Source organism: Leisingera sp. NJS204 (genome assembly GCF_004123675.1).
GTDB lineage: Bacteria > Pseudomonadota > Alphaproteobacteria > Rhodobacterales > Rhodobacteraceae > Leisingera.
On sequence record NZ_CP035417.1, the window covers coordinates 791,429 to 805,922 of the forward strand.

Below are 14,494 nucleotides of genomic sequence, written 5' to 3' on the forward strand. Positions count from 1 at the left end.
GGGCCATCATAACGTGAGGCCCGTATGTCCTTGTTCCGCCGAGATGACCGGCAGGCCGATCCGGTCCTGAAACGCCTGCGCTGGCCTGTACTGCTGACGCAGGCCTCACTTGTGGCCGAACGTGCGATGCGGGCCTTCTGGCCGCTGGCCTCGGTGCTGATGACGGGGCTGGCGGCGCTGATGCTGGGCTTGCATTTGCTGCTTCCGGAAACAGCGGTTTGGGCTGGTTCAATTGTTATTGTTGTGAGTGCCGCAGCTGCCGCGGGCTGGGGCGCCTGGAGGTTCAGCTGGCCAGCCCGGGGCGAGGCTTTGGCGCGTCTGGACGAAACCCTGCCGGGGCGGCCGGTTGCAGCGATGCTGGACACCCAGGCTGCCGGGGCAGAGGATGCCGCCTCGATCGCCTTGTGGAACGCGCATCAGCGCCGGATGGCTGAGGCCGCGGCACAGGCACGGGCGCCTGCACCGGATCTGAACGTTGCCGCAGCGGACCCTTACGCGTTGCGGTACATTGCGGGGCTGTTTCTGGCGGTGGCGCTGCTGTTCGGCTCGATCTGGCAAGCAGTGTCGATCAAGGAGCTGGGAGCGGAGAGCGCAACCGTCCTCAGCGGACCGGCCTGGGAAGGCTGGGCAGAGCCGCCCGCCTATACCCGCCTGCCGGTTCTGTATTTGAACGATCAAGCCGGAGGCATCTTGAAACTGCCGGAAGGCAGCCGCGTCACCCTGCGGTTCTATGGCGAGGCGGGGGCGCTAAACCTGACGCAGAGCGTCACAGGCCAAAGCACAGAACAGCCGCCGGACTTGGACGGTGCGATCGAATTCGATGTCATCCGCAGCGGCTCAGTTTCAATTGATGGCTCCGGCGGACGCAGCTGGCAGGTGGAGGTGATCCCGGATCATCCGCCCAAAGTCGCGGTTGCGGGCCAGCCGGAGCTGGAAAACGACGGCTACACAACGCTGGCCTTTGCGGCTCGCGATGACTATGGCGTCGCCGCGGGTCAGGTCCGGATTGCACTGGATCTGGCAGCGGTGGAGCGGCGCCACGGCCTGGCCGCAGAACCCGACCCGCGCGAGGCGCTGGTGCTGGATCTGCCGCTGCCGTTGTCAGGCTCGCGCAAGGAATTCACCGAAAAACTGATCGAGGATTTCGCCCGGCACGCTTGGGCCAACCTGCCGGTGGTCTTTACCTTTTCGGCGGTGGATGAGGCCGGACAATCGGCCGCAGCGGCGGGCTTTGGCACCGAGCTTGTCACCCGCCGTTTCTTTGATCCGCTGGCGGCTGCGGTGATCGAGCAGCGCCGGGATCTGCTGTGGTCGCGCGCAAATGCGCCGCGGGTGGCGCAAATCCTGCGCACCCTGTCGCACCGCCCCGAAGACCTGTTCCGCGACTATGGCGGTTACCTGCGGCTGCGCACCATCCTGCGGCGGCTTGAAAGCTATACCGTGCAGGGCAGCATTCCCGAGCCGCAACAGGCGGAAATAACCGCGGCGCTGTGGGATCTTGCGATCCAGCTGGAAGAGGGCGACGTGGGCGATGCGCTGGAACGGATGCAGCGGGCGCAGGAACGGCTGAGCCAGGCCATGCGCGACGGTGCCAGCGATCAGGAAATCGCCCAATTGATGCAGGAGCTGCGCGAGGCGACCCAGGACTATATGCGCCAGCTGAGCCGGCAGGCAGAGGCGAACGGCGAGGTGATGGAGCCGGGCGAGATGCCCGAGGACATGATGACCCTCAGCCAGGATGACCTGCAAGCGATGATGGACCGCATCCAGGAGCTGATGGAGCAGGGCCGCATGGCCGAAGCCGAGCAGGCGCTGCGCGAGTTTCAGGAAATGATGGAAAACATGCGGATGACCCGCGCGCAGCAGGGGCAGGGCCAGGGCGACGAGGGCCGCCAGGCGATGGAGGGGCTTGGCGAAACCCTGCGGGAGCAGCAGGGGCTTTCCGATCAGGCCTTCCGCGACCTGCAGGAACAGTTCAACCCCGGCGCCCGCAGCGGCGAGAGCCAGGGCAACGAAGGCCGTGACGGCGGTCTGGGCCGCGGCCAGAGCCATCAGGGCGGGCAGGGCGGTGACAGCGGCCAGGACGGGCAGGGCAGCGACGGCGCCGACAGCCGCAATCCCGAAGGTTCCGGCCCTGATGGCCGCGAGCAGCCGGGCGCGGCCGGCTCGCTTGCTGACCGCCAGCAGGCCCTGCGCCGGCAATTGCAGCGCCAGCAGGAGGGATTGCCCTATCTGGACGGTGAGGCCGGCGACGCCGCCCGCGAAGCCCTGGACCGGGCGGGCCGGGCGATGGAGGGCGCTGAGGACGCGCTGCGCGGCGGTGATATGGCCGAAGCGATTGACCAGCAGTCCGAGGCGATGGAAGCACTGCGCGAAGGCATGCGCAACCTAGGCGAAGCACTGGCACAGCGCGAAGACGGCCAGCGCAATGGCCAGGGGCAGCCTTCGGCCACGGCTGAGGGCGAGCGGCTGGACCCGCTGGGCCGCAGCAATGGATCGGTGGACGATGGCGGCAAGGTGGGAGAGGGCAATGCCTATCGCCGTGCCTGGAACCTGCTGGAGGACATCCGCCGCCGGGCAGGAGAGCGTGAGCGCAGCGAGCGGGAGCGCAATTACCTGCAACGGCTGCTGGACAGGTTCTGAAACCCGGCCGCCAGCGGCAACCGGATGTCTTAAACGCCAGGAAAAGAATGCTGACCGGATGGTGTTACTGGGGCGGCGTTACTGGGTGCTGGTCAGGGATCTGACCTGGCCATCCAGCCACAGCCGCATCTGATCCACCCAGCCGACATAACTGCTGAGTGCCGGATCCGCTTGCGGCAGTTTTTCCGAGATCAGCGGCGCGTTGTCATAGACCATGACCAGCATCAATGCGGCAATCACCGACAGTGAAAACCCGCGGGCAAAGCTGCTTTTGCGCCGCACCGGCGGTTCTTCCGAGGTGGCCTGCGGTGCAGGGGCCGCACTGCCTGCAGAGCGCAAAGTTGAATTGATTTCTTCGATATCCGGCAGCAATTCCTTGCGCGAGCCGGTTTCAGCTGCGGCCAGCTGGCGCGGGTCTTCACCGCGGATACGGGCCATCCGGTCGCGGGCCTGGCGGCTGCGGCGGGCGGCCTCGTCTTCCGGCGTTGTGGCTTCTTCGAGGCCCAGATCAGGCTGCGTTTCCAGGCTGTGGCCCTCTGCCGCCCGCAGCGAGGCTTCGCGCTCGGCCTCCTCGCGCAGGATATCGGACAAGGCAGGATCCAGAGCACGGGTCCGTTGCGGTGCTGGTGCCGCCGCGGGCTCCTCGTCCGCGGCCTCCGTTTCATGCGCACCCGGCTGGCCGTCCGGATCATCCTCTGCGCGGGTCTCCGGTGCGCCGGCTGCTGGCTCCGCCGGATCCTGCGGCTCCGGAACAGGTGCAGGGGCGGCGTCCGGGATTTCACCTGTGGATTGGTCCGGGGTTTCGCCTGGGACGTCTCCGGGCATGTCCGGCTCAGGGTGTTCTGCTGCTTGCGAAAGTGCTTCGCCGTTTGCGCCCGTGTCCGGCGCGTCTTGCCCAGCGGTGCGTGCTGCAACAGCCCCCGCTGCCGCCTGAAACCAGGTCTGGCCGCAATTGGAACACTGCACATCCCGGCCTTCGTCGGGGATCACGTCCTCGGGAACTTCGTACTGGGCTGCACAATTCGGGCAGGTCAGGCGCATCATGCTCTCCTCGGCACCATCCTGCCGGCCAGCAGGCGGCAGGTTGTTTTTCAAGGGATTATATGCAGGCCGGCGGTCCGGTGAAAGAGTCAATTGCCGTTGCTGCCCCGGCGCGGCGGCGGCGGGGGTTTCCTGGCAACAGAGCCCCATTGAAACTGCTGATCCCTTGGGGCAAAACACCGGAGCGCCATTTTTGCGGCGCAATCGGGGGGCAGCGGTGATCGAGCTGGAGAACGTGGGCTATAATTACGGCGGCGGCGAGCTGCTGGATGCGGTGTCAGTGCAGCTGGCGCCAGGTTCTTTTCATTTCCTGACCGGCCCGTCCGGCGCAGGCAAGACGACGCTCTTGAAACTGTGTTATGGCGCGCTGATGCCGACCTCGGGCCGGGTGCGCGCCTTCAATATGGATGTAAAGGGGCTGGACCGCGATCAGATGGCCCATCTGCGCCGCCGCGTCGGGGTCGTGCACCAGGATTGCCGGTTCCTGGACCATTTGCCGGTGATTGAGAATATCGCCCTGCCGCTGCTGGTCTCCGGGCGGGAGCTGACGCATGAGGAACCCAACCTGCGCGAGCTGCTGAATTGGGTCGGCCTGTCCGAACGTGCCCATGCGCTGCCGCCGGAATTGTCGGGCGGTGAGCGGCAGCGGGCGGCGCTGGCCCGGTCAGTCATCCTGTCGCCGGATGTGATTATCGCGGATGAACCGACGGGTAACGTGGACTGGGAAATGTCGCAGCGGCTGCTGCAGCTGCTGGTTGAGCTGAACCGGATGGGCAAGACCATTCTGGTGGCAACCCATGATCTGTCGCTGATCCGGGCGGCCAAGAACCAGGTGCAGGCCCGGGTGCTGCGGATCTCCAACCGGCAATTGCAGCTGGCGGGGGCGGACCTATGACCGAGGGCAAACTGCGCAAGCTGATCCTGGGCGATACCCAGGCCAACCGGGTGGTGCCGCCAAGCGGCTTTACCGCCCATCTGACGCTTTTTGTTTCCGCCGCGATGGCCTTTCTTGCTGTCTTTGCGCTGGCGCTGTCGATGGCCTCCGGGCGGCTGGCAGACCAATGGGCCTCAGAGCTGGCGCGGGCTGCAACCCTGCGCATCAACGCGCCGGCAGAGCAGCGCGCGGCACAGACCGAGGCGGCGCTGGAAATCCTGCGCCAGACACCGGGTGTGGCTACCGCCCGCGCGCTGTCGGGAGAGGAGCAGGCGGCGCTGCTGGCGCCCTGGTTCGGCTCCAGCCTGCCGGTTGGCAGCCTGCCGCTGCCGCAGCTGATCGAAGTCACAAGCGAGGATCCCGGATATGACGCTGCCGGGCTGCGCCTGCGGCTGCAGGCCGAAGTGCCGGGCGCGGTTCTGGATGACCATACCCGCTGGCGCGCGCCGCTGGTCGATGCCGCCCGGTCGCTGCGCAGGCTGGCCTGGGTGTCGATCCTGCTGATCGGCAGCGCAACGGCGGCAATGATCACCCTTGCCGCCAATGCGGCCCTTGCCGCAAATGCGCAAGTGATCGAGGTTCTGCGGCTGGTCGGGGCGCTGGACAGCTATATCGCCCAGGCTTTTATACGCCGCTTTACTCTGCGCGCCTTAAGCGGCGCTGCAGCGGGGGTGGCCCTTGGCATGATTGGCGTCTGGCTGATGCCGGAAGCCTCGGATGAAGGCGGCTTCCTGACCGGTCTCGGCTTTCAGGGCTGGGGCTGGCTGGTACCGCTGGTGATCCCGGTACTTGGCGCGCTGGTGGCTTTTGCCGCCACCACCCGTGCCGCCACCAAACGTTTGGGAGCACTGTCGTGAAAAACCCGGTTCAATGGCTGCGTTCAGCGGTCTTTCTGCTGCAGATGTATCTGGCAATGCTGGTGCTGGGGCTGTTGTTTGCTCCTTGGGCCGCAGTATCCCCCAAGGGTGCGCGCACGGCCTGTAAGTCTTATGCGCGCTGGGTCCTGTGGACCGCGCGCTGGATGGTTGGCATTCAGACCGAAGTCCGTGGCCAGGTGCCCTCTGGGGAAGTGATTGTCGCCGCCAAACATCAAAGTTTCCTGGATATCCTGATCATCTTCAATGCTGTACCCTCGGCCCGCTTCATCATGAAGCGCGAATTGATGTGGACCCCGGTGATCGGTGTTTATGCCAAGCGTCTGGGCTGTGTGCCAGTCAACCGCGGCCGGCGCGGGTCGGCCATTGCCAAGATGGTCAAGGATGTCGCCGCGCAAAGCCGCGAGCCGGGCCAGCTGATCATCTATTCCCAAGGCACCCGCGTGGCCCCCGGTGCCCGCAAGCCTTACAAGATAGGTACTGCAGTGCTGTATGAGGGGCTGAGCCAGCCCTGCGTGCCGGCCGCCACCAATGTCGGCGTGTTCTGGCCGCGCAAGGGTATTTACCGCAAGCCTGGCCTTGCAGTGGTGGAGTTCCTGGAACCGATGCAACCGGGGAGCAGCCGCGACGATTTTATGGCGCAGCTGGAAATGCGGGTAGAAAGCCGGTCGGATGATCTGATGCGGGAAGCCGGGTTTGACCCGGGCACGGCTGAGCAACGGGCCTGACCAGCCGGAGCGGGACTCCCGCCGGGGCCAAGAAAATTCGAATTTTCTTGGCAAAATTCTTTGAAGATTTTTTTGCCCGGCGGGTGCCGGGCGGGCTGCATCAGCGCAGGACTTCGCCTATCAGAACCTGCGGCTGGACGTCCGTAAAGTTCGCAATGTCGTCCAGAGCCGGCCCTGCTGCCTGCATCGCGGTATCCATGGCCGCCTGATCGGCAAAGGTCATCGTGGCGATAGCAAAAAACGGCGGCGGGACATCCGGTCCGCCCGCCAGCCCCCTCGTCACCACAATTGACTGCAGATGCGGCCCGAGGTGCTGGTCCACAACCTTCATGTGGGTGTCAGCGTAATAGGCATAGTCGAATGTTTTTCCGTCACTGACGGGGTAGATGACTTGTAAAGAAACGGCCATAGCGGTGTCTCCTGCGGGGTGAAATCGAGGCTCAGTAAAGAGCGGATCGCCAGCCGTGCCAATCGAAAAAGGGCAGCTGCGGTGAGCTGCGCCTTGTTATGTTCGGTGACTCGCCAGGTTTAGCTGTGAATCGGCCCGTCGCCGCAGGCCAGGGCAGCCTCGCGCACCGCTTCGGAATAAGTCGGATGCGCGTGACAGGTCAGCGCCACATCTTCGGCGGAGGCGCCGAATTCCATCGCCACACACAGCTCATGGATCATGTCGCCCGCGGCCGGACCGATGATCGCAGCCCCCAGGATGCGGTCGGTTTCCTTGTCGGCGATGATCTTGACAAAGCCGCCCTCGGCCTGGCCGACGGCCTTGGCCCGCGCATTGCCCATGAACATGAATTTACCGGTCTTAACCTTCTTGCCCTCTGCCTTCAGCGCGTCCTCGGTGGCGCCCACGGTGGCCACTTCCGGCGTGGTGTAGACGACACCCGGAATGACGCCGTAATTCACATGGCCATGCTTGTCTGCAATAACACTGGCAACTGCCATGCCCTCATCCTCGGCCTTGTGCGCCAGCATCGGGCCTTCGATCACGTCGCCGATGGCATAGACGCCGGGCACATTGGTGCGCCAGTGATTGTCCGTGGCGATCTGGCCGCGTTCGGTCATTTTGACACCCAGCGCGTCCAGCCCCAAGCCATCGCTGTAGGGCTTGCGCCCGGTGGCAACCAGCACCACATCGGCGTCCAGGGTCACCTCATCGCCGCCTTTCTTGGGCTGGTATTTGACCTTGGCCTTGGTCTTGGTGGTCTCCACCCCCTGCACCGCAGCGCCCAGGATGATATTCAGCCCCTGCTTTTCAAGGATCCGCTTGAAGCTGCGCTGCACGTCCTTGTCCATCCCCGGACAGACCGCATCCATGTATTCGACCACGGTCACCTCAGATCCCAGACGGGCATAGACCGAGCCCAACTCCAGCCCGATCACACCTGCGCCAATGACGGCCAGCTTCTTGGGGATCTTCGGCAGCTCCAGCGCGCCTGTGGAGGAGACCACGATCTTCTCGTCGATCTCGACGCCCGGAATGGAGGCGGGGACCGAGCCGGAGGCGATCACGATGTTCTTTGCCTCATGCACGTCGTCGCCGACCTGCACCTTGCCCGCCGCAGGGATTGAGGCCCAGCCCTTGATCCAATCGATCTTGTTCTTCTTGAACAGGAACTCGATGCCGCCGGTGTTCTGGGTGATGACCTCATCCTTGTAGGTCTTCATCTGGTCCCAATCGACCGACGGCGATTTGCCCTTGAGGCCCATATGGGCAAAATTGTGCTCTGCCTCATGCAGCAGGTGGGTCGAGTGCAGCAGCGCCTTGGACGGAATGCAGCCCACGTTCAGGCAGGTGCCGCCGAGGGTTTCCCGGGCCTCGACCACAGCTGTCTTCAGTCCCAGCTGGGCGCAGCGGATGGCGCAGACATAGCCGCCGGGGCCGGCGCCGATTACGATGACGTCATATTGGGACATGGGTTGGTTTTCCTCTGTTCTCCCCGGTTCCGTTTGGCGGAACACGCATTAGGGGATAGTGGTCTTAGGATCAGACGGGGGTCAACATCTTGATCGAGATATTGGTGACCCCGTCGCGTTCTAGGTGCATAGCGAGCTCTTCCGATCCGAAAAAAGCACGGGCCTTCTCCGGATCGGTGATCGCGAACAGCGCCACGGCGTGGTTTGTGCGGTCCGGATCGCTCCATACGTTCATGTCGGTGATGCCTGCGGCCTGGCGGTTGGCCTTGTCCTGCCGGAAAACGGTCAGCCAAGCGGTGAAATCGGCCACATCGGCCTGCCAGAGAACATGGGTTGCCATTGGGGTTACTCCTTTATCCGTTCTGCAGGCAGAGTGCACTGCTTTGGCAAGGGAGCGCTTTGATGCCACTCAAGAAAGGCGGGTGCTGCCGCAGTTTCCGCAGAATTGCGGCGCTGGGCCCGGCTTGGGCGGAGCCAATTTGAGTATTTTGGGAAAGATGAATGGTCATGCGAGGAGCACCCCCGCGAGCATCGCAGCAAGGCCGCTGGTGGCGATGAGCCAGATTGCGGTGCGCAGATAGGGCACGCCGCTGAGGTAGGCGGGCAGGTAGAGGGCGCGGCCCCCGAGATAGGTGTATATCCCGCCGGTGATCAGGGCGCCTTGCAGGCTGGCCAGTTCCGCGACCAGCGCCAAGCTGATGAAGATCGGTGCGGTTTCCAGGAAATTGGTGAAGGCGCGCCGCGCCCGGCCCGCCAGCGCGCTGCGGGAGACGGATGTGTCGCGCGGGCCTGCGGTCCAGGCGTTGCCGACCGAGAGCTTCAGCAGGAAGCTGTCGAAGCTCACGTGGATCAGGCCGAGGATCGAGAGGCAGACAAGGCCCCAGAGCGGGAGGGTCATTGGGTTGAACTGCATTCAAGTTTGACACTCTTGACTTCTTCCCGGCGTCCATTGACAGCACTTATGATGCTGAAAATAGCTATTCCCATCAAAAGCCCGGCACCAAATGTTGGTTCGCCTTTGTTCGGCCCCTCAGCTGTCACCCAACCCAACCAGTTAAATGCGATTGAGGTGAGCACCATTACAGAGAAAAATATGGGTACGACTACTAGGAAGAAACTCCAATGGCGGGATTTTCCGGTCAGAAAGAGGTGTGTGCCGCAGGTTCCGCAAAGGTGAAAATCGGTCTTGTTCACACCCCTCCAAGGGTTGGTCCGCATCATAGCCAGCGTTGACTGAATGCGCCCGCAATCGGGGCACTTTATCCCGCACCAGCGCGCCCAATAGCTGGGTCTTTCACCAATTTTGGGCGCGCTGATTTTGTAGGGCTGGCTAGGCTTTCCCCTCAATGGATTACAGATCCATCAGCAAACGGCGCGGGTCTTCCAGCGCTTCCTTGACGCGGACCAGGAAGGTCACGGCGCCTTTGCCGTCGACGATGCGGTGGTCATAGCTCAGCGCCAGATACATCATCGGGCGGATTTCCACCTTGCCGTTTATCGCCATCGGGCGGTCCTGGATCTTGTGCATGCCCAGGATGCCGGACTGCGGCGGGTTCAGGATCGGCGAGGACATCAACGAGCCGTAGACGCCGCCGTTGGAGATGGTGAAGGTGCCGCCCTGCATCTCGGCCATCGACAGCTTGCCGTCGCGGGCGCGGGCGCCTTTTTCGGCAATCGCTTTCTCGATCGCGGCAAAGGACATCGCGTCAGCATCGCGGATCACCGGCACAACCAGGCCGGTCGGAGTGCCTGCGGCAACACCCATGTGTACGAAGTTTTTATAGACGATGTCGGTGCCGTCGATCTCGGCATTGACCTCGGGCACTTCTTTCAGCGCATGGCAGCAGGCCTTGGTGAAGAAGGACATGAAGCCCAGTTTCACGCCGTGCTTCTTCAGGAACAGGTCCTTGTACTCATTGCGCAGGGCCATCACCTCGGTCATGTCGACCTCGTTGTAGGTGGTCAGCATGGCAGCGGTGTTCTGGCTGTCCTTCAGGCGCTTTGCGATGGTCTGACGCAGGCGGGTCATCTTTACCCGCTCTTCGCGCGCGGCATCATCTGCGGTGACCGGGCCGCGCACCTGGGCCGGTGCCGGGGCTGCCGGAGCGGCAGGCGGTGCGGTCTTGGCGGCGGCCACGGCGGCAGCAACGTCTTCCTTCATGATGCGCCCGTCACGGCCGCTGCCGCTGACTTGCGACGCATTGAGGCCTGCCTCGGCCATCGCCTTTTCCGCCGACGGGGCGTTGGCAATATCCTTGGACGCCGACGCGGTGGCAGCAGCCGGGTTCTGGGCGGCGGCAGGTGCGGAAGGGGCCGCGGAAGATCCGGTTGCGCCGCCAGCGATCACGCCCAGCTGTGCGGCAGCCTGGACGGTGGCGCCCTCTGCGGCGATGATCTCGGTCAGCACGCCGGCAGCCGGGGCGGGCACTTCTACCGACACCTTGTCGGTTTCCAGTTCGCACAGCATTTCGTCCTGCGTGACGGTGTCGCCCACCTTTTTGAACCAGGACGAAACGGTGGCCTCGGAGACTGACTCGCCAAGCGCGGGAACCATGACCGGCACCGGTGCGCTATCGCCGCCGGAGGGCGCAGCAGCAGGAGCCGGTGCTGCAGGGGCAGCGGCAGCACCATTGGCCTCGGACAGGGTGGCCAGCAGAGCGTCGACGCCGACAGTCTGGCCTTCACCGGCGACGATCTCGCCCAGGGTGCCTGCGGCAGGCGAGGGCACTTCGACCGTCACCTTGTCAGTCTCCAGCTCGCAGAGCATTTCATCGGCATTGACGGTGTCGCCGGGTTTCTTGAACCAGGTGGCCACGGTGGCCTCGGTCACGGATTCGCCCAGGGTGGGTACGCGGACTTCGGTTGTCATGTCTCTTTATCCTCAGATGCTCAGCGCTTCGTTCACGAGGGCTGCTTGTTGTGCTTTGTGCTGGCTGGCCAGACCGGTTGCGGGCGAGGCCGAGGTGGCGCGGCCTGTATAGACCGGCCGGGTGTGCTTGGCCTTGATGCGGGTCAGCACCCATTCGATGTTGGGTTCAATGAAGCTCCAGGCGCCCTGGTTCTTGGGCTCTTCCTGGCACCAGACCATTTCCGCCTGTTTGAAGCGTTCCAGCTCCTTCACCATGGAAATGGCCGGGAACGGATAGAACTGCTCGACCCGCATCAGATAAACATCGTCGATGCCACGGGCATCGCGTTCTTCGAGCAGGTCGTAATAGACCTTGCCCGAGCACATGACGACGCGCTTGATCTTGTCATCCGCCACCAGCCGGGTGTCGGAGTTGCCGTGCTGGGCATCATCCCATAGCACCCGGTGGAAGCTGGAACCGGTGGTGAACTCTTCCGCCTTGCTGACCGCCAGCTTGTGGCGCAGCAGGGATTTCGGAGTCATCATGATCAGCGGCTTGCGGAAGGTGCGGTGCAGCTGGCGGCGCAGGATGTGGAAATAGTTTGCAGGCGTGGTGCAGTTGGCCACAATCCAGTTGTCCTGGCCGCACATCTGCAGGAAGCGTTCAAGCCGGGCGGAGGAATGCTCAGGGCCCTGGCCCTCGAACCCGTGCGGCAGCAGGCACACGAGGCCCGACATCCGCAGCCATTTGCTCTCGCCCGAGGAAATGAACTGGTCGAACATGATCTGCGCGCCGTTGGCAAAATCGCCGAACTGGGCTTCCCACAGGGTCAGCGCGTTGGGTTCCGCCAATGAGTAGCCGTATTCAAAGCCAAGCACCGCATATTCTGACAGGGCCGAGTCGATCACGTCGTATTGCGACTGGCCCGCGCGGATGTTGTTGAGCGGATAGTAACGCTCCTCGGTCTCCTGGTTGACGATGCCGGAATGGCGCTGCGAGAAGGTGCCGCGGGTGGCGTCCTGGCCCGCCAGGCGCACCGGGTAGCCCTCCAGCAGCAGCGAGCCGAATGCCAGCGCCTCGCCCGTCGCCCAGTCAAAGCCCTGGCCGGTTTCAAACATCTTGCCGCGGGCATCCAGGAAACGGCCCACGGTGCGGTGCATCGGGAAGCCGTCGGGCACCCGGCTGAGCGAGGCGCCGATCTCTGACAGGGTTTCCGGAGCGATCGCGGTGCGGCCGCGCTGGTAGTCGGCGTCTTTCTTATCCAGATGCGACCAGCGCCCGTCCAGCCAATCAGCCTTGTTGGGCTTGTAGTTCTTGCCGGTCTCAAACTCTTCGTTCAGATGCGCCTGGAAGGCGGCCTTCATGTCCTCGATCTCGCCTTCGGGGATCAGGCCATCCTTGACCAGCCGGTCGGTGTAGAGCGTCAGCGTGGTTTTGTGGCCCTTGATCTTCTTGTACATCAACGGGTTGGTGAACATCGGCTCGTCGCCTTCGTTGTGACCGAACCGGCGGTAGCAGAAGATATCGAGCACCACATCCTTATGGAACTTCTGGCGGAATTCGGTGGCAACGCGGGCGGCATGGACCACCGCCTCCGGGTCGTCGCCGTTGACGTGGAAAATCGGCGCCTCAACCACCAGCGCATTGTCGGTGGGATAGGGGGAGGAACGTGAAAAATGCGGCGCAGTGGTGAAACCGATCTGGTTGTTCACCACGATATGCATGGTGCCGCCGGCCTTGTGGCCGCGCAGGCCCGACAGCGCAAAGCACTCCGCCACCACGCCCTGGCCGGCAAAAGCCGCGTCGCCATGCAGCAGGATCGGCAGCACCTTGCTGCGGTCCTTGTCACCCAGCTGGTCCTGCTTGGCACGGACCTTGCCGATCACCACCGGGTTCACCGCCTCAAGGTGCGAGGGGTTGGCGGTCAGGCTGAGATGCACATTGTTGCCATCGAACGCGCGGTCGGACGACGCGCCAAGGTGGTATTTCACATCGCCGGAGCCATCCACGTCTTCGGGCTTAAAGCTGCCGCCCTGGAATTCGTTGAAGATGGCGCGGTAAGGTTTCTGCATCACATTGGCCAGAACCGACAGACGGCCGCGGTGCGGCATGCCGATCACGATGTCGCACACCCCCAGCGCACCGCCGCGTTTGATGATCTGTTCCATCGCCGGAATGAGGCTCTCGCCGCCGTCCAGGCCGAACCGCTTGGTGCCGGTGTATTTGACGTGCAGGAATTTCTCGAACCCTTCGGCCTCGACCATCTTGTTGAGGATCGCCTTACGGCCTTCGCGGGTAAAGGTGATTTCCTTGTTGTAGCCCTCGATCCGCTCTTTCAGCCAGGCGGATTGCTCGGGGTCGGAGATGTGCATGTACTGCAGCGCAAAGGTGCCGCAGTAGGTGCGCTTCACGATGTCGACAATTTGCCGCATGGTGGCAACCTGCAGCCCCAGTACATTGTCGATGAAGATCGGCCGGTCCATGTCGCCGTCAGTAAAGCCGTAGGTCTTGGGGTCCAGCTCCGGGTGGGCAGAGGCGGCACGCATGCCCAGCGGATCCAGGTCCGCTGCCAGATGGCCCCGGATCCGGTAGGCACGGATCAGCATCAGCGCCCGGATCGAGTCCAGCACCGCGCGCTGCACCTGATCGTCGGTGACCTCGACGCCCTTGGCGGAGGCCTTTTCCCTGATCTTCTTGCCTGCGCCCTTGGTCTCGGCCGGGGTCGGCCATTCGCCGGTCAGCGCGCCGGTGAGATCATCATCCAGCGCCGGCGGCCAGTCGTTGCGCGCCCAGGACGGGCCTGCAGCCTCAGCCTTTACGTCCAGTTCTGCATCGCCCATCTGGCGGAAGAACTCGGCCCAGGCGGCATCCACCGCGTTGGGGTCATTGGCGTATTGGGCATAGAGCTGCTCCAGATACTCCGCATTGTGCCCCTGCATGAAAGAGGAGGCGCGGAAGAGGTCGTTAGGGCTTTGTTCGGTCATTGGGGTGCCTCGTGCGGGTTGGGACCGTATTTGTTCTCACCTGGCTGGGATTTCTTTGAGGTAAAGAAAAGGAACAAAACGAGCGGGATCATTGCGGCTGCGAAACCTATTCCACTTTGGAGCTGCTGCAGATTGGGTAGAGCTTTCAGTGCGAACATCAGGATTGCGAAGAGTGCAAATGGCACAACAAATATTGTACTGGCTGTTATGCCTACATCGTGCAGACGCCGCGAAAGTGCAGCGAAAAACGGTATGGCGAACAATCCAGTAAAAAGACTAAAGAACCAGGGGTATTGGTGTCCGAGGTAGAAATAGACCCCAAAGTGAATTTTGAAACTGCCTTCGGGCTGATCCGTAGTCAGATTCAATCCAACGAACTGGACAAGTGCCAAAACCAAAACAAAAAACCAAAACTCGCTTCGGGCTGCGCGCCCGCCGAATTGTGCATAATTGCCCATGCAAGTTTTGACTGAGGCCCAAAAGCCCATTGCTGCACCATACCTTTTCTTGCGAGTTTGCC

Annotated in this window: 13 protein-coding genes; 4 read left to right on the top strand and 9 right to left on the bottom strand. The window is 63.2% G+C overall.

The annotated features are described in order from the left end of the window. Nucleotides 1-24: 24 nt before the first annotated feature. Nucleotides 25-2,643 carry a TIGR02302 family protein gene (locus ETW24_RS04020; RefSeq protein WP_129369862.1) on the top strand — a complete coding sequence of 873 codons (2,619 nt, stop codon included), beginning with the start codon at nt 25-27 and terminating at the stop codon, nt 2,641-2,643. A 78-nt stretch (nt 2,644-2,721) separates the two neighbouring features. Here ETW24_RS04020 and ETW24_RS04025 read toward each other — a convergent pair whose 3' ends face one another. Continuing rightward, complete coding sequence (locus ETW24_RS04025; protein WP_129372836.1) at nt 2,722-3,684, bottom strand: zinc-ribbon domain-containing protein; 963 nt, start codon at nt 3,682-3,684, stop codon at nt 2,722-2,724. 217 nt (nt 3,685-3,901) lie between these two features. On the opposite strand from ETW24_RS04025, the gene ETW24_RS04030 reads away from it, so the two are divergent. The 3 genes from ETW24_RS04030 to ETW24_RS04040 are packed head-to-tail and all read left to right on the top strand — an operon-like array spanning nt 3,902 to nt 6,221. Beyond that, nucleotides 3,902-4,579 carry a cell division ATP-binding protein FtsE gene (locus tag ETW24_RS04030; RefSeq protein WP_129372837.1) on the top strand — a complete coding sequence of 226 codons (678 nt, stop codon included), beginning with the start codon at nt 3,902-3,904 and terminating at the stop codon, nt 4,577-4,579. Further along, the gene (locus ETW24_RS04035; protein WP_129369863.1) at nt 4,576-5,475 is read left to right on the top strand and encodes a cell division protein FtsX; all 900 of its coding nucleotides are present in this window, start codon (nt 4,576-4,578) and stop codon (nt 5,473-5,475) included. Before ETW24_RS04030 ends, ETW24_RS04035 begins: the two co-directional genes overlap by 4 nt. After that, nucleotides 5,472-6,221 (top strand): lysophospholipid acyltransferase family protein, encoded by a 750-nt coding sequence (locus ETW24_RS04040; RefSeq protein WP_129369864.1) that lies wholly within the window; start codon nt 5,472-5,474, stop codon nt 6,219-6,221. The genes ETW24_RS04035 and ETW24_RS04040 overlap by 4 nt, the downstream gene beginning before the upstream one ends. Before the next feature lie 100 nt (nt 6,222-6,321). On the opposite strand, the gene ETW24_RS04045 is transcribed toward ETW24_RS04040, so the two are convergent. The 8 genes from ETW24_RS04045 to ETW24_RS04080 form a co-directional block, all read right to left on the bottom strand. Continuing rightward, nucleotides 6,322-6,630, bottom strand: a complete 309-nt coding sequence (locus tag ETW24_RS04045) for an EthD family reductase (RefSeq protein WP_129369865.1) — start codon at nt 6,628-6,630, stop codon at nt 6,322-6,324. A gap of 119 nt (nt 6,631-6,749) precedes the next feature. Beyond that, a complete protein-coding gene (gene lpdA / locus ETW24_RS04050) occupies nt 6,750-8,141 on the bottom strand; it encodes a dihydrolipoyl dehydrogenase (protein WP_129369866.1) in 1,392 nt (463 codons plus the stop codon). 70 nt (nt 8,142-8,211) lie between these two features. Then, complete coding sequence (locus ETW24_RS04055) at nt 8,212-8,481, bottom strand: hypothetical protein (protein ID WP_129369867.1); 270 nt, start codon at nt 8,479-8,481, stop codon at nt 8,212-8,214. Nucleotides 8,482-8,646: 165 nt separating this feature from the next. Then, nucleotides 8,647-9,039: an MAPEG family protein gene (locus ETW24_RS04060; protein WP_129369868.1), complete on the bottom strand. Its 393-nt coding sequence runs from the start codon at nt 9,037-9,039 to the stop codon at nt 8,647-8,649. After that, nucleotides 9,036-9,335 (bottom strand): hypothetical protein, encoded by a 300-nt coding sequence (locus ETW24_RS04065; protein ID WP_129369869.1) that lies wholly within the window; start codon nt 9,333-9,335, stop codon nt 9,036-9,038. The genes ETW24_RS04060 and ETW24_RS04065 overlap by 4 nt, the downstream gene beginning before the upstream one ends. A 157-nt stretch (nt 9,336-9,492) precedes the next feature. Then, the gene (gene odhB / locus ETW24_RS04070) at nt 9,493-11,010 is read right to left on the bottom strand and encodes a 2-oxoglutarate dehydrogenase complex dihydrolipoyllysine-residue succinyltransferase (RefSeq protein ID WP_129369870.1); all 1,518 of its coding nucleotides are present in this window, start codon (nt 11,008-11,010) and stop codon (nt 9,493-9,495) included. A 12-nt stretch (nt 11,011-11,022) separates the two neighbouring features. After that, a complete protein-coding gene (locus ETW24_RS04075) occupies nt 11,023-13,974 on the bottom strand; it encodes a 2-oxoglutarate dehydrogenase E1 component (RefSeq protein ID WP_129369871.1) in 2,952 nt (983 codons plus the stop codon). Continuing rightward, the gene (locus ETW24_RS04080; protein WP_205877352.1) at nt 13,971-14,432 is read right to left on the bottom strand and encodes a DUF805 domain-containing protein; all 462 of its coding nucleotides are present in this window, start codon (nt 14,430-14,432) and stop codon (nt 13,971-13,973) included. The genes ETW24_RS04075 and ETW24_RS04080 overlap by 4 nt, the downstream gene beginning before the upstream one ends. Nucleotides 14,433-14,494 lie beyond the last annotated feature (62 nt).